Origin of the sequence: Aphanothece sacrum FPU1 (assembly GCF_003864295.1) — a bacterium.
Classification (GTDB): Bacteria; Cyanobacteriota; Cyanobacteriia; order Cyanobacteriales; family Microcystaceae; genus Aphanothece_B; species Aphanothece_B sacrum.
The window spans coordinates 735,242-760,652 of the sequence record NZ_BDQK01000001.1 but is presented as its reverse complement, the minus strand read 5'-3'; the positions used below and the strand labels follow the sequence as shown (position 1 = coordinate 760,652).

Annotated in this window: 24 protein-coding genes and 1 pseudogene; 13 read left to right on the top strand and 12 right to left on the bottom strand. The window is 37.8% G+C overall.

Going from position 1 to position 25,411, the window contains the following annotated elements:
• Positions 1–21: 21 nt before the first annotated feature.
• The 10 genes and pseudogenes from AsFPU1_RS03490 (at position 22) to AsFPU1_RS03445 (ending at position 12,294) form a co-directional block, all read left to right on the top strand.
• On the top strand, positions 22–1,122 hold the full coding sequence (locus tag AsFPU1_RS03490; protein ID WP_227875699.1) for a glycosyltransferase family 2 protein: 1,101 nt from the start codon (positions 22–24) through the stop codon (positions 1,120–1,122).
• Positions 1,123–1,191: 69 nt separating this feature from the next.
• Positions 1,192–1,581: pseudogene (locus AsFPU1_RS03485) on the top strand (RNA-guided endonuclease InsQ/TnpB family protein); the annotation flags it as partial.
• A gap of 263 nt (positions 1,582–1,844) precedes the next feature.
• On the top strand, positions 1,845–2,234 hold the full coding sequence (locus tag AsFPU1_RS03480; protein ID WP_124977821.1) for a DUF3110 domain-containing protein: 390 nt from the start codon (positions 1,845–1,847) through the stop codon (positions 2,232–2,234).
• A 7-nt stretch (positions 2,235–2,241) separates the two neighbouring features.
• Positions 2,242–3,168, top strand: a complete 927-nt coding sequence (gene murQ / locus AsFPU1_RS03475; RefSeq protein ID WP_124977818.1) for an N-acetylmuramic acid 6-phosphate etherase — start codon at positions 2,242–2,244, stop codon at positions 3,166–3,168.
• Positions 3,169–3,188: 20 nt separating this feature from the next.
• Entirely contained in the window at positions 3,189–4,703 is a 1,515-nt protein-coding gene (locus AsFPU1_RS03470; protein WP_124977816.1) for a site-2 protease family protein, read from the top strand.
• Between the two features lie 91 nt (positions 4,704–4,794).
• Positions 4,795–5,865, top strand: a complete 1,071-nt coding sequence (locus tag AsFPU1_RS03465) for an amino acid ABC transporter substrate-binding protein (protein WP_124977899.1) — start codon at positions 4,795–4,797, stop codon at positions 5,863–5,865.
• A 79-nt stretch (positions 5,866–5,944) separates the two neighbouring features.
• Positions 5,945–7,117: an amino acid ABC transporter permease gene (locus AsFPU1_RS03460; RefSeq protein WP_124977814.1), complete on the top strand. Its 1,173-nt coding sequence runs from the start codon at positions 5,945–5,947 to the stop codon at positions 7,115–7,117.
• A gap of 795 nt (positions 7,118–7,912) precedes the next feature.
• The gene (hflX, locus tag AsFPU1_RS03455; RefSeq protein WP_124977897.1) at positions 7,913–9,619 is read left to right on the top strand and encodes a GTPase HflX; all 1,707 of its coding nucleotides are present in this window, start codon (positions 7,913–7,915) and stop codon (positions 9,617–9,619) included.
• Between the two features lie 204 nt (positions 9,620–9,823).
• The gene (locus tag AsFPU1_RS03450) at positions 9,824–11,101 is read left to right on the top strand and encodes an RNA-guided endonuclease InsQ/TnpB family protein (protein ID WP_124977812.1); all 1,278 of its coding nucleotides are present in this window, start codon (positions 9,824–9,826) and stop codon (positions 11,099–11,101) included.
• A 290-nt stretch (positions 11,102–11,391) separates the two neighbouring features.
• Positions 11,392–12,294, top strand: coding sequence for a Tll0287-like and HAMP domain-containing protein (locus AsFPU1_RS03445; protein ID WP_124977809.1), 903 nt, complete (start codon positions 11,392–11,394; stop codon positions 12,292–12,294).
• 66 nt (positions 12,295–12,360) lie between these two features.
• Here the strand turns inward: AsFPU1_RS03445 and AsFPU1_RS03440 are convergent, their stop codons facing one another.
• The 5 genes from AsFPU1_RS03440 to cobJ form a co-directional block, all read right to left on the bottom strand.
• A complete protein-coding gene (locus tag AsFPU1_RS03440; protein WP_124977807.1) occupies positions 12,361–13,869 on the bottom strand; it encodes a UDP-N-acetylmuramoyl-L-alanyl-D-glutamate--2,6-diaminopimelate ligase in 1,509 nt (502 codons plus the stop codon).
• Between the two features lie 128 nt (positions 13,870–13,997).
• Positions 13,998–14,258: a glutaredoxin family protein gene (locus AsFPU1_RS03435; protein ID WP_124977805.1), complete on the bottom strand. Its 261-nt coding sequence runs from the start codon at positions 14,256–14,258 to the stop codon at positions 13,998–14,000.
• Positions 14,259–14,275: 17 nt separating this feature from the next.
• On the bottom strand, positions 14,276–15,073 hold the full coding sequence (locus tag AsFPU1_RS03430; RefSeq protein WP_124977895.1) for a Uma2 family endonuclease: 798 nt from the start codon (positions 15,071–15,073) through the stop codon (positions 14,276–14,278).
• Positions 15,074–15,136: 63 nt separating this feature from the next.
• Entirely contained in the window at positions 15,137–16,987 is a 1,851-nt protein-coding gene (locus AsFPU1_RS03425) for a mechanosensitive ion channel domain-containing protein (protein WP_124977803.1), read from the bottom strand.
• Positions 16,988–17,001: 14 nt separating this feature from the next.
• Positions 17,002–18,879, bottom strand: a complete 1,878-nt coding sequence (gene cobJ, locus AsFPU1_RS03420; RefSeq protein ID WP_124977801.1) for a precorrin-3B C(17)-methyltransferase — start codon at positions 18,877–18,879, stop codon at positions 17,002–17,004.
• A gap of 200 nt (positions 18,880–19,079) precedes the next feature.
• Between cobJ and AsFPU1_RS03415 the strand changes: the two genes are divergently transcribed.
• Together AsFPU1_RS03415 and AsFPU1_RS03410 are read left to right on the top strand one after the other, a co-directional pair.
• The gene (locus tag AsFPU1_RS03415; protein ID WP_124977799.1) at positions 19,080–19,319 is read left to right on the top strand and encodes a type II toxin-antitoxin system HicA family toxin; all 240 of its coding nucleotides are present in this window, start codon (positions 19,080–19,082) and stop codon (positions 19,317–19,319) included.
• Positions 19,300–19,551 carry a type II toxin-antitoxin system HicB family antitoxin gene (locus AsFPU1_RS03410; RefSeq protein WP_124977797.1) on the top strand — a complete coding sequence of 84 codons (252 nt, stop codon included), beginning with the start codon at positions 19,300–19,302 and terminating at the stop codon, positions 19,549–19,551. The genes AsFPU1_RS03415 and AsFPU1_RS03410 overlap by 20 nt, the downstream gene beginning before the upstream one ends.
• 2 nt (positions 19,552–19,553) lie before the next feature.
• Here AsFPU1_RS03410 and AsFPU1_RS03405 read toward each other — a convergent pair whose 3' ends face one another.
• The 7 genes from AsFPU1_RS03405 to AsFPU1_RS23275 all read right to left on the bottom strand — a co-directional run bounded on the left by AsFPU1_RS03405 (position 19,554) and on the right by AsFPU1_RS23275 (position 24,153).
• A complete protein-coding gene (locus AsFPU1_RS03405; protein ID WP_124977795.1) occupies positions 19,554–19,967 on the bottom strand; it encodes a type II toxin-antitoxin system VapC family toxin in 414 nt (137 codons plus the stop codon).
• The gene (locus AsFPU1_RS03400) at positions 19,964–20,230 is read right to left on the bottom strand and encodes a hypothetical protein (protein WP_124977793.1); all 267 of its coding nucleotides are present in this window, start codon (positions 20,228–20,230) and stop codon (positions 19,964–19,966) included. Before AsFPU1_RS03400 ends, AsFPU1_RS03405 begins: the two co-directional genes overlap by 4 nt.
• Positions 20,231–20,248: 18 nt before the next feature.
• Entirely contained in the window at positions 20,249–21,760 is a 1,512-nt protein-coding gene (locus AsFPU1_RS03395) for a UbiD family decarboxylase (protein ID WP_124977791.1), read from the bottom strand.
• A gap of 56 nt (positions 21,761–21,816) precedes the next feature.
• The gene (locus AsFPU1_RS03390) at positions 21,817–22,377 is read right to left on the bottom strand and encodes a Uma2 family endonuclease (RefSeq protein WP_124977789.1); all 561 of its coding nucleotides are present in this window, start codon (positions 22,375–22,377) and stop codon (positions 21,817–21,819) included.
• A gap of 97 nt (positions 22,378–22,474) precedes the next feature.
• A complete protein-coding gene (ahr, locus tag AsFPU1_RS03385) occupies positions 22,475–23,479 on the bottom strand; it encodes an NADPH-dependent aldehyde reductase Ahr (RefSeq protein ID WP_125061045.1) in 1,005 nt (334 codons plus the stop codon).
• A gap of 75 nt (positions 23,480–23,554) precedes the next feature.
• A complete protein-coding gene (locus AsFPU1_RS03380) occupies positions 23,555–23,827 on the bottom strand; it encodes a DUF3146 family protein (RefSeq protein ID WP_124977787.1) in 273 nt (90 codons plus the stop codon).
• Between the two features lie 203 nt (positions 23,828–24,030).
• Positions 24,031–24,153 carry a hypothetical protein gene (locus AsFPU1_RS23275; RefSeq protein WP_265415789.1) on the bottom strand — a complete coding sequence of 41 codons (123 nt, stop codon included), beginning with the start codon at positions 24,151–24,153 and terminating at the stop codon, positions 24,031–24,033.
• A gap of 197 nt (positions 24,154–24,350) precedes the next feature.
• Between AsFPU1_RS23275 and AsFPU1_RS03375 the strand changes: the two genes are divergently transcribed.
• The gene (locus AsFPU1_RS03375) at positions 24,351–25,322 is read left to right on the top strand and encodes a hypothetical protein (RefSeq protein WP_124977784.1); all 972 of its coding nucleotides are present in this window, start codon (positions 24,351–24,353) and stop codon (positions 25,320–25,322) included.
• Positions 25,323–25,411 lie beyond the last annotated feature (89 nt).

Genomic DNA, 25,411 nt, shown 5'->3' with positions numbered 1-25,411 from the left:
TTATTCCTATTTATCGAGTTTTTGGCTTCACTGTGCCCATCGAAACCAAATTATCCTACCGATCATCTAATACGTCCGTCAGCAGTTATTCTCATTCCTGCTCATAATGAAGCAAAAGTGATTAGTGAATCTCTTGACGCTTTATTAACTCAATTAATGCCTCAAGATAAAATTGTAGTGATTGCGGATAATTGCTCTGATCAAACAGCAGAAATAGTCAAAGAAAAAGGGTTAACCGTCATTGAAAGGCAAAATTCTCAACAAAGAGGGAAAGGATATGCCGTAGATTATGGCTTAAAATTTCTGGAAAGCAACCCACCTGAAGTTGTTGTTATACTTGATGCTGACTCTCTTATGGAAGCTAACACCCTTGATTATCTTGTGAAATTAGCTTACGCCAAACAAAAACCGATTCAAAGTACCTATTTGATGAAAACGGATCTTAATCCCAGCATGAAAGATCGAATTTCTGCTTTTGCGATTATGGTGAAAAATTTAGTTCGTCCTTATGGATTAACACAATTTAATATGCCCTGTCTGTTAAATGGTTCAGGAATGGCCTTTCCCTGGTCAATTATTCGTCAAGTTCCTGTGGCCAACAATCACACGGTGGATGATATGCAGTTATCAGTTGACCTAGCCATAGCCGGATATGCACCTTACTATTGTCCTCAAGGGCAAGTCATGGGACGATTGATGCAACAGGATCAAGGGAAAAGTCAACGGACTCGCTGGGAACATGGTCATTTATCTCAGATTTTAATTCAGGTTCCTCACTTGCTGCAAGCTTCTGTGAAACAACAACGTTTAGATCTATTGATCCTTGCTTTAGAATTAGCGGTTCCCCCTTTATCTGTACTTGTTATCTTCTGGTTATCTTTTACCAGCTTTTCGCTAATCGCAGCAATAGTGGGATTTTCGTGGTTTCCTTTTTTGATGTTTTTAATACAAGGACTTTTAATTCTGGTGTCAATTATCGGTAGTTGGTTCAAATTTGGTCAATCCATCATACCAGGTATGATGTTGTTAGCAATTCCTCAGTATCTTATCTGGAAACTTCCTATCTATCTTAATTTTTTACAAAAACCTGAAATCAATTGGAATAAGACGGAAAGAGATTAAGAATCAACTTATTCTCTTTGGGAGCATCCCATTATTGTAAAAGCATTACCCAAACTAACGATAACCTAAGGGTCTAACAAGCGCAAAAAGGCAATTAATAAACTCGGAAGAAAACACTTGAAAGTCTCTCGCCAACGTAAAGACTTTGTCGTTCAATTGGCAAGGTGCGTAGTCAAATCTAGCGATTTGGTGGTTTTTGAGAAACTTCAGGTGCGTAATATGGTCAAGAATCATCGTCTTGCCAAAAGTATCAGCGATGCAGGTTGGAGACAGTTTTTTGAATGGCTTGAATACTATGGGCAGGTGTTTGGCAAAATTGTTATTATTGTCAAGAAATCTTTGTCTCAAAGAACTCACATCTGTCAATGTGGCTTGATTCTCGACAGAGATGAAAATGCCAGTCGTAATCTTTTGGCTAAAGGATTGGAATATTTGAGTAGGGGGACACTCCCGAATTAACGCTCAAGGACATTTGAACCTCTGTCAAATAAGTGAAAGCTTGCTTGATAAGTTTGGTGGTTGAGTTGGGAACCCCGCGCTATATTGGGGAGCGCAATTAGCGTCGGGAGGATGTCAGATTAGATTCGTTGAACACAGAGCCTTTATGTATTAGGCTTGGAGAAAAAAGCCATTCTCAGATATTCTAAAATAACAATACCCTAAAGGAACAGTCGAGCAACTAGCTAAAATGTTACACAATTTGAAGGAATAAGAACTTTTATATGGCTAAAGTATATGTCTTACTATTCAATGCCCGAACCGAAAATGAAGGAATTCATACCGTCCAAATGGGAGGGCGCAATAAAATATTGATGTTCGAGTCAGAAGACGATGCGACACGCTATGCTTTATTACTCGAAGCTCAAGATTTTCCTACCCCTACGGTAGAACCCTTTGACTCTCAGGAAATAGAAACCTTTTGTCGAGATGCCCGGTATGATTGGGAATTAGTCCCTGATGGTAAATTAGAGATTCCCCCTGACCAAAATCTAGAACAAACAGACTGGGAAACAGAAGCCAAGACTCCAGACATTGTTGAACCGCCAAACCACTCAGATATTCCCTCAGAAGACTTAGACCGCATTCGCCGTCAACTAGAAGGGCTATTATAACCAAATTATGGAAAATTTAGAAGAACGAGGCCATCTCTTAACCGAACAGATTAATCCCAATAGTCGCAATTTAGATCAAATGACCTGTTTAGAGTTAGTCGATCTCTTTAATCAAGAAGATGCTCAAACTCTTAAAGCGATCGCTCAAGCTAGACTAGAATTAGCCCAAGTGATCGATATTACCAGTAACGCCCTTAGTAAAGGCGGACGATTGTTTTATGTCGGAGCCGGAACCAGTGGACGTTTAGGGGTCTTAGATGCGGCAGAATGTCCCCCCACCTTTTGTACGAATCCTGACTTAGTACAGGGCATTATTGCAGGAGGGGCCGCCGCATTAGTTAGAAGTTCTGAAGATTTGGAAGATAGTCAAGAAGATGGGGCCAGTGCGATCGCCCAACGACACATTAACGAAAAAGATATAGTAATTGGGATCAGTGCTGGAGGAACTACACCCTTTGTTCATGGAGCATTAGAGGCCGCTAAACAACGAGGGGCTAGTACAGTTTCTCTCAGTTGTGTCCCTGTCGAACAAGTGCAGATCAGGGTTGATATTGATATTCGTTTACTAACGGGGCCAGAAGTTTTGGCGGGTTCAACTCGTCTTAAAGCCGGAACGGTGACAAAAATGGCTTTAAATATCATTTCTACTGGGGTTATGGTGCGTCTGGGGAAAGTTTATGGCAACCGTATGATAGATGTGTCTGTTACTAACCGCAAACTCCACGATCGCGCTCTACGCATTTTAGAAGACTTAACTGATTTAAGTCGAGAAGAAGCAGGATTTTTGTTAGAACGTAGTGGAAGACGGGTTAAACTAGCATTATTGATGCACTGGACGGGACTAGAGGGCCAAGAGTCTCAAGCTCTGCTCCATACCCATCAAGGTAATCTTAGAGTTGCTTTACAAGCACATAATCAGTCGTCTAACCTTTAAGAAATAGCGTTTAATTTCCTATGTTTAATCCTTCTGAGACAACAACTGTTCTGATTATTCTCCTCATTGCTATAGGAATTTTGGCATGGGGCTATAATCGGGCAAAATCCTATGGCAAATTAGGTATTTTAGCTTGGTTACAATCGGTTGTTTTGATGGCTCCTTGGCTCCTTTTTTTTGGGTTATTCGCTATAGGAATTTATGTGAATCTAGTGGGAATTTTATTATTATTAGTGCTTTCGGTAGGCCTTTATATTTATTTAGGGAAACGCCTCAGATTTGAAAGTAAAGACGCTATGTTACGACAAAAAAACGCGGAATATCTTAAACAAAAAGAAGACAAATATTCTTCTCAAAGTTCTGTGTCTACCTCCTCATCGGAAACCTCAGAAATGCCCATAGTTCCCGAAGTTTTACCCATCCCTGACGAAGATCTACAACTGATTAGAGGCATATTTGGTATTGATACTTTCTTTGCGACAGAAACAATTTCTTATCAAGAAGGTGCTATTTTCAGAGGTAATCTTAGAGGAGAACCTGATCTAGTTTATGAACGATTAGCTGAAAAATTAACCGCCAATTTTGGAGAAAAATATCGTCTCTTTCTTGTAGAAGGAACGGAAGGTAAACCCGTTGTTATTATTCTTCCTAGCACCGATGACCCTCAACCGACAACTTTAGCTCAAAAGAATTTAGCTTTAGTTCTATTTGTGGCTACTATTGTTACCAGTTTAGAAGCGGGGGGTCTTCTATTAGGATTCGATTTATTTAATAATTGGGGTCGTTATCAAGAAGCACTTCCTTTAAGTGTAGGACTTTGGGCGGTTTTACTAGCTCATGAATTAGGTCATCGTTTAGCTGCTAAACGCTACAATTTACGCTTGAGTGTGCCTTTTTTCTTACCAACTTGGCAAATCGGTTCTTTTGGGGCAATTACTCGTTTTGAGTCTTTATTACCTCACCGAACGGCTTTATTTGATTTGGCATTTGCCGGGCCAGCATTAGGAGGAATTATCTCTTTAGTTGTTTTAATAATTGGGTTTATTTTGTCTCATGAAGGGAGTTTATTTCAAGTTCCAACCCAATTTTTTCAAGGCTCCATTTTAGTCGGAAGTTTAGCCAAGGTGATATTAGGAAATCAGTTACAACAATCAATTATTAATATTCATCCTTTAGCTATTGTTGGTTGGTTAGGATTGGTGATTACTGCTCTTAATATTATGCCGGCCGGACAGTTAGATGGAGGGCGCATTGTTCAAGCAATTTATGGACGAAAAATCGCAAGACGTACCACCATTGCCACTTTAATTGTATTAGCAATTGTTACTGTAATTAATCCAGGTAATCCTATTCCTTTATATTGGGCTATTGTGATTCTGTTTTTACAACGAGATTTAGAACGTCCGACTCTTAATGAGTTAACTGAACCTGATGATAATCGTGCAGGATGGGGATTATTAATTCTCTTTTTAATGTTAGCAACTTTAATTCCCCTTAGTCCAAGTTTAGCCGGAAGATTAGGAATTGGTGGATAACCTAAGAGGAAAGACAAGGTATACTCTTATGAGGAAAATAAAAATCTATAATACATTGTTGAATTCACTGATGTCTAATAAAACTCATCTGATGACTAAATGGCCCTCTATCGCTCTCTCAACCCTGCTCTTAGCGAGTTCCCTAACCGCTTGTGGGGGTGGAGAGAAGACAACCACAACCCCAACAGATTCAGGAACAGCAAGTCCTGGTTCTACAGGTCGTCTAGCAACGATTAAACAACGCGGAACCCTCATTTGTGGTGTCGATGGCAAAATCCCTGGATTTAGCTTTGTTGATGAAAAAGGTCAATATTCTGGGTTAGATGTTGATATGTGTAAAGCGATCGCGGCTGCACTATTTGATGATCCTACTAAAGTAGAATATCGTAAACTGAGTACCCAAGAACGTTTTACCGCAGTTCAAACCGGAGAAGTTGATATATTAAATCGTAACACCACTTGGACTATTAGTCGTGATACTTCTGTTGGTATGGAATTTGCCCCGACAACCTTTTATGATGGTCAAGGGATGATGGTAAAAAAAGCTACTGGTATCACCAAATTAGAACAGTTAAAAGGTAAATCTATTTGTGTTCAAGCAGGAACCACAAGCGAACAAAATTTAGCAGATCAAATGCGTAAACGGGGTATTGATGATTATAAACCCGTTGTGTCTGATGATGTAGATGCGGTTTATACTGCTTATGAACAAGGACGTTGTGAAGGAGTTACTTCAGATCGTTCTCAGTTAGTTGCTCGTCGTTCTATTGCTCCTAAACCGGACGATCATCTGGTATTAGATGTGGTTATGTCTAAAGAACCTTTAGGACCTGTTGTAGCTAATGGAGATACTCCCTGGTTTGATGCGGTTAAATGGATTACTTTTGCTACTTTTCAAGCAGAAGAATTTGGTATTACTTCCCAAAATTTAGCCACGTTTCAAACTTCTAAAGATCCTAGTATTAGACGATTTTTAGGTTTAGATGATAAATTGGGTGAAGGGGCCGGATTACCTAATGATTTTGCTGCTCGTATTGTTAAACACGTGGGCAATTATGGCGAAATTTATGAGCGTAATGTGGGTAAACCTTTGGGTTTAGATCGGGGACCTAATAAACTTTGGAGTGAGGGGGGATTACTTTATTCTCCTCCCTTTAGATAATGAATAATTGACAATGGATAATTGATAATGGATAATTTAAAATTATCCATTGTTAGGTAAAGATTTAAAAGTTTTAATAATGATTGATCAGGAAAAAACACCTTTTTGGCGTGATACCCGTTTTTTAAAAATTCTAGGACAAGTAATCTTACTTTTGATTATCTTAGTCACATTGTTGATCTTAGGTAATAATTTAGTTACTAACTTTCAAAAACTAGGCTTAAATTTTGGCTTCGTATTTTTGATTGATGGAGATACTCCCGCTCGTTTTGGTATTGGAGATTCTCTTATTCCTTATCAGTCTACTGATCCCTACAGTCGAGCAATTTTAGTCGGCTTACTTAATTCTCTACGAATTATGATTAGTGGCATTATTTTAGCCTTTATTGTGGGAGTAACTATCGCTTTAGCTAGATTATCAACTAATTGGTTGTTGTGTAAAATAGCAACAATTTATATAGAAATAATCCGAAATACTCCCCTACTTTTACAACTATTCTTTTGGTATTTTGCTGTCTTTTTAAGATTGCCTAAAATCGATAATTCTGTAAATTTTTTCAATTCTATTTTCTTTTCTAATCAAGGAGTTTATTTACCTTTTCCTATTAATAATAAACAAACTTTATTATCAGTTTTATTTTTAATAACAAGTGTTATTTTAGCCTTGATTATTAATCATAAGAAAAATCAAGTTATACTGGAAAATCAAGAAAGAAGAAATATATATCAAATTATTTCGATATCATTAGTAATTATTTCTATTATTATTATTTTTATTGGTTTAGATTGGCAATTTCCTGAGTATAATATTGCCGTTCAAAAAATACAAGGAGGATTACATTTATTACCAGAGTTTACCACTCTTTTAGTAGGGTTAACTCTTTATACTGCCGCCTTTATTGCCGAAATTGTAAGAGCAGGAATTCAGTCCGTTTCTAAAGGACAATGGGAAGCAGCAAAAGCATTAGGATTAAGATCCGGTTTAATGATGCAATTAGTCATTTTTCCTCAAGCTTTGCGGGTTATGATTCCCCCTTTAACCAGTGAATTTTTAAATTTAGTCAAGAATTCTAGTTTAGCGATCGCGGTAGCTTATAATGACATTTATTCCGTTTCCAGTACAATTTCTAATCAAACCGGAAAATCCATAGAAATGTTACTCGTTCTCATGGTGACTTATTTAACAATTAACTTAATTATTTCAGTAGGAATGAATAGAATTAATCGCGAGGTACAACTCAAAGAAAGATGAATATTAAGCACACCATTGATAATTGATAATTGATAATTGATAATTAGTTAATTTTGTTTATGGTTCGGCTTGCTTGGGCTTCGCTCAACACAAGTCGCGGTTATCGAAGTATGCACCAAGCAACCTCCTCTTTTAAGGGAAGAAATCCCCAAAATTTTCCTTATTTTCAATCCTCTACCTTTTAGGTAGAGGTAATTATTGCGTTGCTGATTGATGGTATGATTTTTATCTCGCGCAAAGAATCAACGCAAAGAATGGCTGTTTCATACTCTGATTCAACAATTGATAATTATCAATTGTCAATTATCAATTGTTGAATGTTACCGGAAATTTGGGTTTAAGGTTCCCCGTCCTAAAGGGACGGCTTTATGTTATATTGTAATTGGCTTGAATCCCCTGAGTGGGTGGTAGTAATATAACTCAATTGAGTTTGAACCCTAGAACTCGAAAGTCCGTATAAAAGACAAAAAGTAGGGTAGCGAAAACCTCGTAAAACATAGCGAAGTAGCCGATAAACAACGGTGAATGAAACCCAGTAAAAATCTTTGTCGTAAGACAGATAGGGTAGGGCATACCCGAATCTTGGTTGAAATACCAAAACGCTTGGAGAGTGAACCACAAAAAGGACAACTAGATAGCAAGTGATATTCTAGTAAGCTCGGTTCAGACATAATCGTGTAAGACGTAAGTAAGGGAAGCCAGAAAGCGCAGTGATTAGCTCAAGAATCCCCGCCGTTCTACGGCGAGGGAGTGTCAAAATATAAATCACCAATCATCCTAAAAAGAGGTGCGCTTATTGATACTATCTACGGCAATCTACAAGGACTCAAACCCAGTCATATTAAGCAATTACAACGGTTATATCACCAAAAATTAATAGGCGATCGCCTGATGACGGCTGAATTTGCTCAAAGATTAGGAGCTATCAGTACAGAGATTAGTCAACCAGTCTGTGCTTATGTGAACAGACGGGGCCAGGTCATTCGCGTAGGAGTCGGAACCCCTGGCCAAACCCAAATTCCCCTATTAGAATTACCTCGTTATGGGGCACAACGACTGTGTGGCATTCGCTGTTTAGCCACAAATCTTAAGTCAGAAGCACCTAAAGAGTCTAGCTTAACCGCTATGGTACTGCAAAGACTCGATGCGTTAGTCGTATTAAGTCTGACTGGAGAAGGAAAAATGCGGCGTGGTGGAGGGGCTACAGGATACATCAAAGAAGCTTATATAGCCCATTTATTACCCCTCTCAGAACTCAATCCCCATCAAGAATATTATTGGACAGTTTCTGCGGCCCTGAGTCTAGATATCTTGGTAGAACAGGATTTTTTAGCCTTAGTAGAAGGTTTAGAAGCAGAATTTAGTCGAGAATATGTAGCCCAACAAGTAGAAGGAGATCACGAACGAGTCATGATCGTAGGGTTACAAACCGATAAAACCAGCGATCGCCAATTTGGACAAGAATTAGCCGAAGTTGGACGGTTAGTAGATACGGCCGGAGGGGAAGTCTTAGAAACTCTGGTACAAAAACGGCCTCGGCCCCATCCTCAAACCGTTGTCGGTACCGGAAAAGTACAAGAAATAGCCCTCAGAGTGCAAACATTAGGGGTTAATCTAGTAGTATTTGATCGAGACTTATCTCCGGCCCAAGTGCGTAACCTAGAACGTCAATTAGGGGTCAGAGTCGTTGACCGCACAGAAGTCATTTTAGATATTTTTGCTCAACGGGCCCAATCTCGGGCCGGCAAATTACAGGTAGAATTAGCCCAATTAGAATATATGCTCCCCCGATTAATTGGTCGAGGTCAAGCTATGTCCCGTTTAGGGGGGGGTATTGGTACTAGAGGGCCAGGAGAAACCAAATTAGAAACAGAACGTCGAGGCATTCAGAGACGAATTTCTCGGTTACAACAAGAAGTTAACCAACTGCAGGCCCATCGTTCTCGTCTACGACAACAACGACAACAACAGGAAATTGCGTCTGTAGCCATTGTAGGTTATACCAATGCGGGTAAGTCTACTTTGATTAACGCTTTGACCAATGCAGAAGTTTACACCGCCGATCAATTATTTGCTACCCTTGACCCCACAACCCGTCGTCTATTGGTTCCTGATGCAGCCACAGGGAAACCTACTACTATTTTATTAACGGATACGGTAGGATTTATCCAGGAACTTCCCCCCTCTCTAGTAGATGCCTTTAGGGCCACTCTAGAAGAAGTCACTGAGGCTGATGCCTTATTACATTTAGTAGACTTATCTCATGAAGCTTGGCATACTCAGATTCAATCGGTAATGGGAATTTTGCAACAGATGCCTTTAGTTCCAGGGCCGATTCTGTTAGTCTTTAATAAAATTGATTGTGCTGAAAGTGATATTTTGAGGATGGCACAAGAAGAATACCCCTTAGCGGTATTTATTTCGGCCAGTCAACACTTAGGATTAGAAACCTTGCGGCAAAAATTGGGACAATTGGTGGAATATGCCACGCTTAGTTATTGAAACGATATTGAAGATTGGCTTTTTTCTTAACTTAGCTTGCCCTGCGAGAAGCCCCGCACCGTACCGCTTCGGTCGGTGTCGGGATGAGAGCAGGGGCCGAGATTGACAACAAAGCTTGTGATTATTGTACATGATTTCTTTCTAGGGATTGACAATTATCCCCTAAGTATTTTATAATATGGAAAATGTGTTCAGTTGATAAAAGTGTTAAACCTTAACTACGCTTATCGAATTTATCCTGATGCCAGTCAAGAGAAAGAATTGCTTGAATGGCTAGAAATTTGTCGAGGTGTTTATAATTACGCCTTGGCAGAAAGAAAAGAATGGATAAATTCTCGTAAATGTCAGGTTAACGCTTGTAGTCTTCATTCTGAATATATCATACCTGCTCACCAGCCCTTTCCCGACTATTATAAACAGAAAAAAGCCTTAACAATAGCTAAAAAACAATATCCAGAACTTAAACGAGTTCAATCTCAGGTATTGCAAGAGGTTATGGGTCGTTTGGATAAAGCGTTTAACTTTTTCTGGAAACGAAGTTTTGGTTTTCCTCGTTTTAAGAAATATGGTCAGTTTCGCTCAATTAATTTTCCTCAATTCACGGAAAATCCGATAACAGGGTATCAATTAAAACTCCCAAAAATAGAGGATGTTCTAATTAATCTACACCGCCCTATTCCTGATGGATTTATCGTTAAACAAGTTCAGATAGTTAAAAAAGCTTCTGGTTGGTATGCTGTCATTTGTATTCAATCAGATGTCAAAATACCTTCTGCAAAGCCTCAAGGAAAATCTTTGGGTATTGATTTGGGGCTGGAGAAATTTATTGCCACATCTCTTGGGGAACTGATTGCTAGACCCAAGTTTTTTGTCGAACTTCAAAGTAAGCTTAAATGGCTACAACGAAAACTAGCCAAAAAACAAAAAGGGTCTAAAAATCGACTTAAAGCTATTCAAAAAGTAGCTAGACTTCATGAACATATTTACAACACTCGTAAAAACTTTCATTATCAAGTAGCTCATCATCTTTGTGACCAATCGAACATAATCTTTGCTGAGGATTTAAACTTAAAAGCCATGTCTAGAGGGATGCTATGCAAGCATACTCTTGATGCGGGTTTTGGTGTTTTTTTGGAATCATTGAAGCACGTTGCTTGGAAACGAGATGTTTATTTTGAGAAAGTTGACGCTAATTTTACCAGTCAAATATGTCCCAATTGTAGCGTAGTAACTGGTAAAAAAGAACTGTCTCAACGAGTACATGATTGTTCTCATTGTGGTTTTTTAACCGATAGGGATGTTGCTTCAGCTATGGTTGTTGAGCAACGTGGACTTGCAGCCCTCGGACTGGGGGTCAAGCTGCCTGTGGAGGAAGATGTCATCGGGGATATCCCTAAAAAGGTATCTAGAGCGTCCCGTAGAAGCCCCGAAAGCCTCATAGTGATATGGGGAAGCCCGCGCTATACTGCTCTTAGCAGTTAGCGTCGGGAGGATGTCACAATTTCTCTTCTCTTAAAACCCTAAACTTATGCGATTGTTTTTTTAATGGTTTCTTTGAATAACCTGATCAATCAACAAATGAATAATATCTTAGAGGACATTTTTTATCTGTGATCCGTGAAATCAACTAAGATGTGTAATTAATTTATATATGCTTTTCAGAGATTTCAACTATAACTTGGATGACATTTTAGGGAACAATTTTTAGTAGAGTCAGTTAAATTAACGAAAGTGTGTAACTAATCTATACAAAATTGTCAGGAATTTCAACCATGTTAAAAGATTGGAAAATAGCCACAAAATTGAATATTCTCCTAGTCTTCATTTCGGCTATTATAGTTGTTTTAAGCAGTTTATTTTTAGCTATTCTTTTAAGGCATAATTCGGAAGAAGTTATAGCAGAAAAAGCTCTAGTTTTAATTGAGACAATGAGTTCTATCCGTAATTATACTAGCACTCAAGTCAATCCTAAATTAGCTTCTCGCTTAGAAACTGATCCGGAATTTTTACCGCAAACAGTTCCCGCTTATTCGGCCCGTGAAGTATTTGAGGATTTTAGAAATCAAGGAGACTATCGAGATTTCTTCTATAAAGAAGCTACATTAAATCCTACTAATACAAGAGATAAAGCTGATGACTTTGAAACCCAAGTTATCAAGAAATTTAGAGAAAATCCTAATCTAGAACAAGACTCAGGGTTTCGCTCTTTTGCAGGGGGAGATGTTTTTTATATTGCTCGTCCTCTTTCTGTGTCAAAAGAAAGCTGTTTACGCTGTCATAGCACCCCACAAGCAGCCCCTAAAAGTCAATTAGCTACCTATGGCAGAGAGAATGGATTTGGCTGGAAATTAAATGAAATTGTTGGGGTGAAAATGATTTCAGTTCCGGCAAATCGTATCTTACAAAATGCTCAAAAACTTCAGAGTTCTGTGACAAGTATTCTAGTAGTTTGTTTATTGATTGCTATTGTTTTGATCAACGCCTTCATGAAAATTACAGTGACTAAACCTTTAACAAAAATGGCTCAGTTAGCACAAAGAATCAGTACAGGAGATTTATCTCAGGAATTCAAACATCCGTTTAATGATGAAATGGGTTTATTAGCAGCTTCTTTAAACCGTATGAAAGTCAGTCTAGAAATTGCTATGGATATGTTAACTTCTGATTCAGAGTAATAGCAAAATATAATCTTAAACAATCAGTTAATGTAGGGGTCAACGGCCGTTGACCCCTACCCATTTTTAGTTAGTCACAAAATGCTGTAAGCGAATTTCTAAGGCTTTTTTCGCTTCTTCACGATCATCAAAATGTATCTTTTCTGTGCCTAAAATTTGATAATCTTCGTGACCTTTTCCAGCTATTAAAACCCCATCCCCCGCTTTTGCTTGTTCAATAGCCTTCCCAATAGCCTCAGCGCGATCGCTAATTACCAAATGCTTGACAGATTCAGGAATTCCTGCTATAATATCATTTAAGATGCCTTGAGGTTCTTCTGTTCGAGGATTATCAGAAGTAACTACCGCAATATCCGCTAATTCGGCGCATATTTTGCCCATTAATGGGCGTTTTGTGCGATCACGGTCGCCTCCACAACCAAAGACACAAATCATTTGACCTGCAATAAAGGGCCGGGCAGCTTTGAGTAAATTCTCTAAACTATCAGGAGTATGAGCATAATCGACAATAACGCTGATATCCTGACCCTCACTAATTTGTACCCGTTCCATCCGTCCAGGAACCCCTAAAAATTCCGGTAATTGCCTGATAACTGTCTCTAAGTCTAAGCCAAAGTGTAACACCGTTGCCACAGCCGCCAACACATTAGATAGATTAAATTGTCCCACCAAGGGCGAATTAAACGGTACACTGCCTTGAGGAGTATGGACAATGCCTTTAACTCCTGTGGCCTCATAAATAAGATCACTGGTATAAAAGTCAGCCGTATTATTACTAACACTATAAGACCAAACTCGATCTGATTCTAACCCCTCAATTAACCGTTTACCATAGTTATCATCAAGATTAATAATAGCCCTTTGTGTCAGATAATCTGGGCTAAATAATAACGCTTTCGCCCCAAAATAGTCTTCCATATACCGATGAAAGTCTAAGTGGTCTTGAGTTAAATTAGTAAAAACTCCTACCTGAAATGCACATTCTTTGACCCGTCCTTGGGCTAAAGCATGAGAACTTACTTCCATGACACAATATTGATTATTGGTCTTAACAGCTTCGGACAATTGTTCTTGTAATTGGGCGGCAAAGGGAGTTGTATGAATAGCTGTCTGTTGAAACCCCTGCCAACGAGTGTATAAGGTTCCTAATAATGCGGTGGGATATTGCCCTTGGTTGAGGAAAAATTCAATTAAATGAGTTGTGGTGGTTTTGCCATTAGTTCCCGTTACCCCGATCATTTTTAATTGTTGGGTGGGATAATTATAAAAAGCCGCCGCTATTTGAGCAGATACGGTAATCATATCTTCAGCTTGAATAATGCAAGCATCAGGGGTTGCAGGGAATTTAGCGGCTGCTTGTGGGGTGATAATAGCGGAGACTGCCCCATCTTCTAAGGCACTTTGCCAAAATTCTCCCCCATCAACACGGGTTCCTGGCATTCCGATAAATAAGTCTCCTCGTTGACAGGCGTGGGAATTGGTAGAAATTCCTTTGATTTCTTTTTCTAAGGCGGGATGGGTGGGAATATAGGTTAAATTAGGTATTTTGGCTAATAAGTCGCTTAGTTTAGTCATAGGAGTTGTTAAAGGGGTTTTTTAAAGTGAGACTGGGAAACTATGATGAAGGTTTCGTTCAATATTTAACACTGATAACTGATAACTGTTTACTGTTCACTGGTTTAAGGTTTTGTTTATTTTTACTATTATGGGGCTAAATATTTCTGTAACATTTGCTCCAATTTTGTCACAGATGTCCGGGGAGAGAAACGAGGTAAGGGTTTTTCTCCTTCTGATAACTGTTGACATAAGACAGGAATTTCATACTGATAAGCTTCAAACCAGTCTTCACGGGTGGTGATATCTCGTATTTCTAGGTTCAATTTTAGGGTCTGCATTTGTTCTAGTTTTTCTTGAAGTCCTTCACATAAATGACAACCAGGTTTGCTATAAAGAATTAATTTCATCAGTTTTGTGTTTACTCCTATATATCAGTTATTTGCCCCAATTCGCGTAATTTTGCCTCTAACTCTCTCATTCTAGCTTCCGCTTGTTCGGCCCGTTGTTGTTCTTGTCTAGCTAATTGTACTGCCATTTGTTCCCTCCCTTCAGCTTGTTCGGCCCTTTGATATTCTAGTTCTGCCCGTTGGTATTCTAGTTCTGCTCGTTGGTATTCTAGTTCTGCTCTTTGTTCTGCTTCTTGTTGCAATTTTCCTAATTCTGTATAAGTTAAGAATTTTTGCCCTGTGAGGGTAAATATCTCTAAATTATTCTGATTAAGTGCAAACGTGATATTTAAACGAGGACTAACCCATCCTTGCATATTTTTAATACTTCTTAATCTGTTTTCCTCCCTTAACCATCCACTTAGATTATTCGTATCAGGATCATACAAATAATATTCTTCTACCCCATAATCCTCATAAAACTCTAATTTTTCGCCCATTTCCTTCAAAGTGTTCCCTGGTGACAGTATTTCAAATACTACCTGGGGAGAAATCTGATTTTCTAACCATTGCTTATAAGAACCCCGATCTCCTTTAGGACGACCAAACACTACCATGACATCAGGGGCGCGACGTATTTTATTATCCCCTTGAATGGGATACCATAACAAGTCTCCGGCAATGAAAACATCGGGATTATCCGCATATAATAGCTCTAAATTCTCTTTAATGGTGACAATAAGACGAAATTGTTTAGTATTATCCGCCATCGGTTGACCGTCACTGTCAGGATAAATTATCTCGGTGGTAGTTGGGGGAATTATCTCTTGTACCATTGTCTTTAATTTGGGGATAATTCGAGCATTATTTCCTAGCATAACACTTGTAGATAAATATGTTTAAAGTTCATCTAGATAAAACCGATAAAATAAATAATCATCTTCAAAAGGATGTTCATCCGTAACATGATGAATGATTTTCCTTTCAACTAAAATTTGACCTAATTCAATTGCTTCTTGTCTTAAACAATTAAAATGTTCTGTTAACCAATCTACCGCTTCTGAACCAATAAAACAATGGGAATAAACATTGAGTCGATAACGGCGATCTTTAATTTCTATTCCTTCTAATGATCGCATTTTTTCGATCATTTTGTCAAGTTCTTCTTGAGATAAACGATCTTCTATAAAAATTGATGATTCTGAGATATCAGATATCATTTCTGTTGCTTCAATCTCTAATTCTAAGGTGTTTTCTCCTTGATATGAATGTAATTGTTCTTGGATACGATAGTTGAGATCACTCTGAATAAAAAACTGTAATTTAGGATCTTTTAGCCAAACCATTAATTGAAAAAGTAGAAAGGATTGATCTATTTGGGTTAATAAGACTTTAGGACGGGGAACAATTAGAACATCGGGATGACTTTGAGCAGCTTTTAGTAAAGTATTTTTGACTTTTTGAATATTATAATTATTAGATATTTGGATAGGAATTGTTATGGCTGAGACAGGGTTTCCGTGACTCCAGTTTATCACTTCTTTTTGTAAAAAACTAGAATTAGGAATAATAATAGTCATTTGTTTAAAAGTTCTTATTTCTGTACTTCTTGCTCCAATTCGCTGTACTGTTCCTGTAAATTCTCCTATTTGAATAAAGTCTCCAACTTGAATAGGTCTTTCAATTGTAATAATTAATCCACTGATAAAATTATTAGCAATATTTTGTAAACCGAAACCAATTCCTACTCCCAAAACACTTCCTAAAATAGCTAAAACAGATAAATCAAATCCCCAAATTCTCCATAATATAATTAATCCTAAAAAGGTTAAAAAGTATTGACTTAAAACTGTAATAACTTCTTGAATACCCAAACTTGCACCAGTGGGTTTAATCACATAAAACTTTAAGAGAAAGGTTACTCCTTTTACACTAAACCATAAACTTATAGTTAATAAGAATAACCAGATAAATTCTAAGATAGAATAAGTCTTTTGTCCGAGATTAATCATGGGTCTTCCTAATATATCAAATAATTCATATCTGATAATCCTAGAAACAGGAAAAATATCACTAATATAAAAGAAGATAATTAACCATAAAATAACAGGATACAATAAACTAAATAGTTTAAGTGAGACTTGAATAATAGCTTTCCAACCATAAAGAAAGGATGCTTTACTATTGAGATGGGGTAACAAATTACGATTTAAGAATTGATTTATAAGAATTAATAAACCATGAAATATTATGCCTCCGATAAAAACGATAATAGCTGTCCATAAAGTTCTCTTAAAATAAGCCTCTGTTCTTTCATATTGCGCTCTTTTTAAAGCTTTTTCTAATTCCTCTTTCCAAATAAATGTTTGTCCAAACATGGAAGTGGCAGAAATTATATCACTATCAGTAAGAGTTACTAAATGATGTTTTGTCGCTTTATTAACAATAATAGCTTGTTTATTTTCTTCAATTATTTCTAATTTAATAGGAACGGCAGAATTGATTTCTTTTACAATTGCTTCATTTATAATTTTTGCTCTTTGTTGTGCGCTATAATCCCTAAAATTACCCACATCAAAGATTCTTCTACCATCTACTATTACAGGAGAATAATTTCTTAAGTTGATAGGTGTAGGGTTTGTTGTGGGTATTTGTCCTAAACTAATTAGAGGAATTACTATTAATAAAAAAGTAATTATCCCTAAACTAATTATTTTCCTCATTTTGACTACACATTTTAATGTAAACATGGCTTATTCTCTATCTAGTCAAACCCTAAATAACCTCTTGGTGTGATCATCCACTGTTCATAATGACGGGTGCTACTATTCCCAATTAATACTATGGTTAACATATCAATGGTAAAATTGAGCATTTCTGTTAAATTTGTTAATATAATTTTTTCATCTTTTCGGTAAGCAGAACGCACTAAGGCAATGGGAGTTGTTTCATTGCGATATGCTAAAAAAATACGTTGTGCATGACTAATTTGTTCAGTACGAGTTTGCGATCGCGGGTTATAAATAGCGGTAACAAAGTCTCCTTTTGCTGCTGCTTCTAGTCGCTTTTCTATGACTGTCCAAGGGGTTAATAAATCACTTAAACTAATGGCGCAAAAATCGTGCATTAAAGGGGTTCCTACTCTTGCTGCTGCTGCTTGTAATGCGGTAATTCCTGGAAATACTTCAATTTGAGGAATATTACCATCCCATCCTTGATTTTGTAGTTCTTCTAAGACTAATCCTCCCATGCCATAAATGCCACAATCTCCTGATGAAATCACGGCTACGGTTAATCCCCATTGTGCTAATTCTATCGCTCTTTGGGCCCGTTTTCTCTCTTGGGTAATGGGTAATGCTTCGATAATTTGTCCAGGACGTTTTAGGGGTTTGATTAAGTCTAAATAAAGAGAATAGCCAATAATTGCATCCGCTTGAGTAATGGCAGTTTTAGCCGCAGGGGTAATTTGATCAAGACTTCCTGGCCCCATTCCCACTAAATATAATTGCCCTATTTTTCCTGTATATTCTATATTAGATTTGGCTATCGCTACTGTTACAGTTCCGATTTCTTCTTCAGATTTAATGATTTGTTTTGGTACTAGCAGAGACGGTAAACTAGATACAGACTCAGAGGATTTTATTGTAGCAGCATAAATAGCAGCAGCTTCGGCAACACTAGGGGTTCCCACTTCTTGCTTAACTACATCTGAAGGGTTAGGAACCTCTACCATTTTTAATACATCACCCGAAAAAGTAAGTAAGGGTAACTCTTTAACTTCACAGTATTTTACTAGACCTATTTCATCTGCTTTAATATCAATAGTAGCGATTCCAGCTATAGATTCAGTAGCTAAATGATACTGTTGATAAACTTGCTTGATCGCTTTTTCAATTAAACTTTGAGAAGTTCCTCGAATACAACCGATTCCTACCCATAAAACGCGAGGATACCATTGAATTTTAGGGAGATCAGAGTCAGGAGAAAAACGCCGCAAAGTTGAACTAATCCAGATACGCGCTTTAGGGTTAATTTCTTCACTAATTTCTGGCCAACCAAAGTAAAATGAATGAGACTCCGGTAAGTTATGTTGCCATAAAGTTGAGCCGCTTTCTTGTATTACTTGAACTGTCTCTCCACAAGCGATCGCATGACTCACCGCAGTCCAATTTCCTGGCCCTTTAACCCATCCAAACGGTTTACCTAAAATGTCAATTCCTGGTATACTTAAATTAGTAGAGGCACTTGTAATAATTGGGGTGGCATTCAGTTGATGGGCAATTAATTGAGTTAATCTATCAGCACCACCTTCATGACCACTACATAAACTAATTACAAATTGACCCGATGGATCAACTACAATTATCGCCGGATCAGTTGATTTATGCCCCAATAAAGTGGCAATTAGACGAACAACAGCCCCCATCGCCAAACAAAAAATAAACGCATTATTTTGCTCCCAAATAGTGGCTAAATGGTCTTTTAAAGATCCTTGATAAGCGTGAGTATTTTCTAGAGGAATTAGAGAATCTTTGATATATAAAGTTGCCCCAATAGTTTGACATAAGGGCTGTAAAATAGAGATAGCAGGAGAAGTTGTAGCAATGGCAGCAATGGGAGAAAAAGAAGCAAAAATAGACATAAATAAATGACTCAGTTTTTAGATAATAAGCCTTTTGGACTTAAGTTGACACCCATGAATATCATTATGCACTTTTTGTTTGATCAGGCCGAATATTAAATAATTCTAAAAAAATAACGTTTAAACGAAATTTAATTCATCAGTGTTAGTGTGGAAGAATTGGGGAAAATGTGCTAAATTGAAACTATGTAGTTACAGTCATGGGAAAAAAAGAAAAAATCTTAGAACAGGCCAGGAGAAACCCGCAAGGCTTAAGCTTTGATGATTTTGAATCGTTATTGTTACTATGCAGATGGGAATTAAAGCGTCAACGTGGCAGTCACCGTTTTTGGTATTCTCCTAATAAATATCGCATTTCTATTCAACCGATGAAAGATGGAAAAGCAAAAGCTTATCAAGTCAAACAATTTTTGGAGACCTATGATAGAGAAAATGGATAGACCTATTGATTATGATTGGGATGGCCATACAATCAATCTCTATTGTGATGAGGATGGCGATTGGCTGGCTTATTTGCTAGACTTGCCTAATGTTTCAGCATTTGGTGATACCCCTGAAAGTGCGCTTAATGAACTTTATGAAGCTTGGGAGGGAATGAAAGAATGCTACAAAACTGATGGTGAAGATCTACCTGTAGCAACAAGAAGAAAAGATTACAGTAGAACTTTTTAGCATTATAAAAGATATTGTTCAATTAATTGGGATGGTGTTAAAATTAGGGAGGTTGTCACCGGGAAATCTTGAGGATTACGAGTGACAATTATTTCAATTTGATTCACCATTGCACAACTATATTGAATCCCATCTTCAAAATCATTAAAGTTAGCATTCAACGCCATATCAATTACCATAGCATCAACAGTCGCTACTTGACAACATTGACAAACTTTGCTGATAAAATCTAGAGTAACTATTCTGCCTTTATTCCGATTAATAATATAGTATAAATCGCCAAAAGTTGAAGCAGAAATATATCCTTTAATTTGATTTTGTTCAGCTAAAGATAGAACGCGATCACTGTCGACAAAATGCGGTTGACGTTCTAATGCGATATCAATAATAACGTTAGTATCAATTAGAACATTCATAGGTTATGTTTTTCCTTTAAGTATTCCCATTTTGCTTGTTCGGGATCAAAATCAGCAGATGTAGGTTGAGTGTTTTCAAACCATTCTTTTAATGCTTTTACCTGAGAGGGTGACTGTCTTTTTGGTACGGATAACTGTTCAGTTTGGAGATTAATTGACTGTAACACAATAACCTCTACTTCTCCAGGAACAAGATTAATCGGGTCTTCAATGATTAGTTTACCCTCTTGATTAATAATTCCTTTAACTTTAGTCGCTTGCATATTTTTGTCCTCTTTGACTTAACGTATAAAATCATAACCAAATAAATTAGGATCAACTTCAGTTAATATAATATCTCCTAATCCATACTCATCCCAACGACGATCAACCATTGCTGCAATATCAGCATCAGACTCTAATGTTTTTCCCCATTCATGATCAGTTTCAGGATACATTTTTGTCGTTGCATCTATTCCCATTCTTCCCCCTAAACCGATTTTTTCGCAAGCAAAATCTAAGGTATCAAAAGGAGTTTCTGGTAAGATAAAGACATCCCGTGATGGGTCAACTTTAGAACTTATGGCCCAAACCACTTGACGAGGATCACGAATATTAATTTCTTGATCCACAACGATCACAAATTTGGTATAAGTAAATTGAGGTAAGGCACTCCAAAACGCTAAAGCTGCCCTTCTAGCTTGACCTGGATAAGCTTTGTCAATAGAAATAATAGCCGCTTTATAACTTAAAGCTTCCATCGGTAAGAAAAAGTCCCGAATTTCTGAGACTTGTTGCCGTAAAATGGGTGTGTAAATGCGATTCAATGCGATCGCCATCATTGCTTCTTCTTTGGGGGGACGACCACTAAAGGTGGTTAAATAGATGGGATCTCGACGATGAGTCATGCAGTGAAAGCGAACCAGAGGAGAGTCTTCTACTCCCCCGTAATACCCCATGTGATCCCCAAAAGGGCCATCTGGTAACACTTCCCCAGGGGTAATAGTTCCTTCTAAGATAAATTCTGCATCGGCCGGGACTTCTAAGTCAAGGGTTTTGCATTTGGCTAATTGTACCCCAGATCCTCCATATAACCCTGCAAATAACCATTCTGATAAGTCTACGGGAATGGGAGTAGCTGCGGCCATAATAATTAAAGGATCAACCCCTAAAGCAATCGCAACTTCTAATTTTTTGCCATTTTCGGCAGCTTTTCGTAAATGTCTGGCCCCACCCCGTATCGATAACCAATGGACGGTCATAGTATTATTAGATTGAAGTTGTAAGCGATAAACTCCCACATTTGCGGTTCCAGTTTCGCAGTCTTTTGTAATAACAAGTCCCAACGTAATGATTTTTCCAGCATCTCCTGGATAGGGACGAATAAGAGGTAAACTATTGAGATCTAATTCTTCCTTTTCGATGATAACTTGTTGACAAGAGGGAAAAAAATCTCGACCAGGTTTTGCTTTGAGAACGTCAAATAATACTTTACCAAAATCAATAGCTTGAGAAATCTTTTTTGGAGGTTTCGGTTGTTGTAATAAAGCTAACTTTTCCCCTAATTTTTCTAATTCTTGGGGTTGTTCCATGTTCATGCACCAACAAATGCGTTCTACTGTTCCCATTAAATTAATAGCAACAGAAAACTTAGACCCTTTGACGTTCTCAAAAAGTAAAGCTGGGCCCCCTGCTTGTAACATTCGGTTAGAGATTTCAGCAATTTCTAAGTCAGAATCAACTAAAGTCGTGATGCGTTTTAGTTGACCTCTTTGTTCGAGTTGTTTAATGAATCCCCGTAGATCTCTAGCCATAATTACTATTATTACACAATATGTTTAATATTCTATCGCAAAATAGCCAAAAGAGTCTAACTAGCAAAAATTTCTTGTATCGTAATTATCGTATTAGGAAAAGCTAAAGGAGATAAAATAGAATTTGCTTTTAATGTTGTAATTTCTTGATAGTCTCCTTGAGATGGAGAACGATAAATTTTTAACTGTTTATTAATGATATCAACAATCCAATAATCTTTAATTTCTTCTTTAGCATAATTTTTTCGTTTAACAGAACTGTCAAATGCTAGAGTAGATTTAGAGATTTCTATTAATAAATAAATATCTTCAGGATAAGGATGATGAGATAAATATCGAGTAGAAGGTAGTTGAACAAGGGCAATATCAGGTTCAGGTTCAGTGTTATTTGAAAGAGTTATCGGTTTATTTTCTCTAACCAAAACTTGACCCGAAAGAGATAATCGAAAAATGTCAGCTAAACTCTGTCCATAATAGCTATGTTCAGTTCCTTCTGGTGCCATTTCAATAATTATTCCATTAATTAATTCTACTTTTCTATAAGCTAAAATTCCTGTCTCAATTATTTGGTGATATTCTTGGACAGAGAATTTAGCAGGGGTAACTTTTGTTATCATAAAAACAATTAAATAAATTTTTTTAATTATAGCATTTTCAAATAATTTCAATAAATAACAATGAATAATTAATAATTAATTGTTAATTATTCATTGTTTAAACAGTTAGAACTAAACGGTATCTAGGTGTACCCTGACGAAGCTTTTCTAAAGCTTCATTTACATTCTCTAGGGGGTAAGTTTCAATCATTGGTTCAATATGATGACGGGCTGCAAATTCTAACATTTTCATGACATTTCTAGGACTTCCAAAAGGACTTGCAGAAATCGATTTTTGTCCTACAATTAAAGGAAAAACTTGAGTAGAAATAGGATTAGGAGTAACCCCAACAAAATGTAAACGACCTTTAGGACGTAAAGCTAAGATATAACCATTCCAATTCAAATCAGCATTAACAGTTGAGATAATAAAATCAAACGAATTTTCTACTGATTTTAAAGCATGAGAATCCCTAGAATTAATAAAGTGATTTGCCCCTAAATTTCGTGCCTCTTGTTCCTTATTTTGACTCCCGGAAAAAGCAGTAACATCACATCCCCAAGCATGGAGAAATTGGATGGCCATGTGACCTAAACCCCCAATACCAATAACCCCTACCCGATCAGTCGGTTGTACTCCGCATTCAATAATCGGATTAAACACTGTAATCCCCCCACAAAACAAGGGGCCAGCCGTTTGAGGATTGAGTCCAGACGGCAGAGGCACAACCCAACCGTGATGGGCCCTGACTTTATTGGCAAAGCCGCCATAACGCCCCACAATGGTTCCCTCAGCCGTTAAACAGAGATTTTGATCCCCACCGACACACCATTCACAAGTCAGACAAGACCGAGAAAACCAGCCTAAACCGACTGTTTGACCGAGAGAGAGGGTTTTAACTTTTTCTCCGACGGCCCCGATTTTTCCTACTACTTCATGGCCAGGAACTAAAGGATATTGGGAGATACCCCACTCATTATTGAGCATACTTAAGTCACTGTGACAAATCCCGCAGTATTCTACATTAATTTCCACTTCTTCCTCTCTTAATGGGCCAGGGTCATATTCAAAGGGTTTTAATGCTTCTCCCATTTGATGAACTCCGTAAGCTTGAATTACCATAATCACCTAATTATTTTGCGTAAGTTGTCCAAAGTTGCCCAAAGTTTAATCGATTTGTTGTCAAGGTGAGAATACCTACAGTTCTGCGCGTAAGGTAAACTCATAATCACCACCAGGTTCTAATTGATAGTCACAACGTTCTAAAAAACGTCCTAATGGTTCGTAAATTAAAGCCCGGCCCAAAGAAGGCTGTACGGATAATCTGCCGCGCCGAAAATGCCACTGAAACCGCCATTGATACTGTGCGGCCCTGACTTCTCCCTCAAGGTGGCCTAGTTGCCAAGACTGTTGGATAATGCGGACATAAGCGATGGTTTCCGGCAGTTTAGAACTCACAGTGACATTCATCCTTCAATCCTTTAAGCTTTCCGTTTTGCTTCTACCGGACTTACTATTCTTTATTATTACAAATAATAGACTTTAACTCGCTTAGAGTTACGCTATACAAACAAAGGTCGCTCACTTCTTGATCGGTAAGACTACTTGAATATGACATTGGAAGCGAACTGGGCAACACTTTTGTTTTTAACATAATTATAATATTTTCAAGGTTACATCAGTTGTTGCGATCGCCATTTACTTAATTGCGATCGCAACAATTGTCTAGTCTTAGTACAAAAAAACAAATTTTCGATAACATTTGTTGTCACCTCGTCAGAAATATTGACAAACATAAATTATTTTGTTAGACTTGCCCGTATATTTATATATTGTTGCGGCTGGTACGTCCGTGACTTAAATTGCTTTTTGAGGCGTTCTGACGGGGGAGAAATCCTAGTTAAGAGCCTGTGAAAAAAGAATCCACTCCCATGCACGGCAGTGGAAGTTCAACTAAGTAAAAATCTAGAGGCATAAAAGCAAAAAGGTAAACATGAAAAATTTAATGAAGCGAGTTGGTTTAATTTCTGGCGTTTTGATCGCTGGCTTTTCCGGTGTTAGTTCCGCTCAAGCGGGTAACATTAAGTTATTGTCAGGACAAGGCAATTTCACCCCTGTTATTTTTTCGGGATCTGGAGGGGCGGGTGTTAATTTAAAGATTCGTAGTGACAATTTTGGCGGTACTGGTGGCGGAACAGGAGATAGCACTACGGCCGGTGCTAACGCCATTTATGCTGGTGGGAGTTGTTTAAATATTCCGACTAATACACCTGGTTATACGGGACAATGCGGTTATTTTGACTTCTTCCCAACTTCCAATCTTAACCCTGCGACTGCTCCTATTACCTCTATCTCTGGTGCAAACTTTTTTGTTGCCAACCCGCCTACTTCTACTACTTCTACCGTTAATACTCCACCAATAAATTCGAATTCGGGATTGGGATTAATTCAACTAGTTAGTATCTCTGGTGAACCTCCAACTGCATTTAATGACATCCAAGGCCAGCAGGGGTTAATTAAAGATTTCAAATTACCCTATTTAGGAACACAAAATAATTTTAATCCTAACCTAAACATACCTATCACCAGACTGTTAGACTTCGGTCGTGACAAAATCGGTGATATAGACACAGCCAATACCTTTGATGCTACCAAACTAACCAATGTTACCTTCAGACCGACTAACAATGGAGCGTCGAGTGAAGCCTCTTTTCAATTTGAAGGGTTCTGGAATGTGTTAGAAAATGGTGCAATTGTTCAAGCTGCAGGAATAGTTGTACTGTCTCAAGGCATCAGCGCACCTATCAACACTGTTATTACTCAAGCACAAGGAAATAATGGCTTCACAAGTGGCTATTCGGGACAAACCCAGCTGACTTCTATCCCTGAACCCAATGCTTTAGTTGGTTTAGCTGTTTTTGCTGGTGCAGGAACCCTCTTAAATCGTAAGCGTAAAAGCAAGTAGGGTTTGCTGAAAAACCATTCTAACCTGAGTTCGACATAAGGATTTTGGTGGACAATTTATCAAAAATAAGAGTCTGGCAACCCTTATTT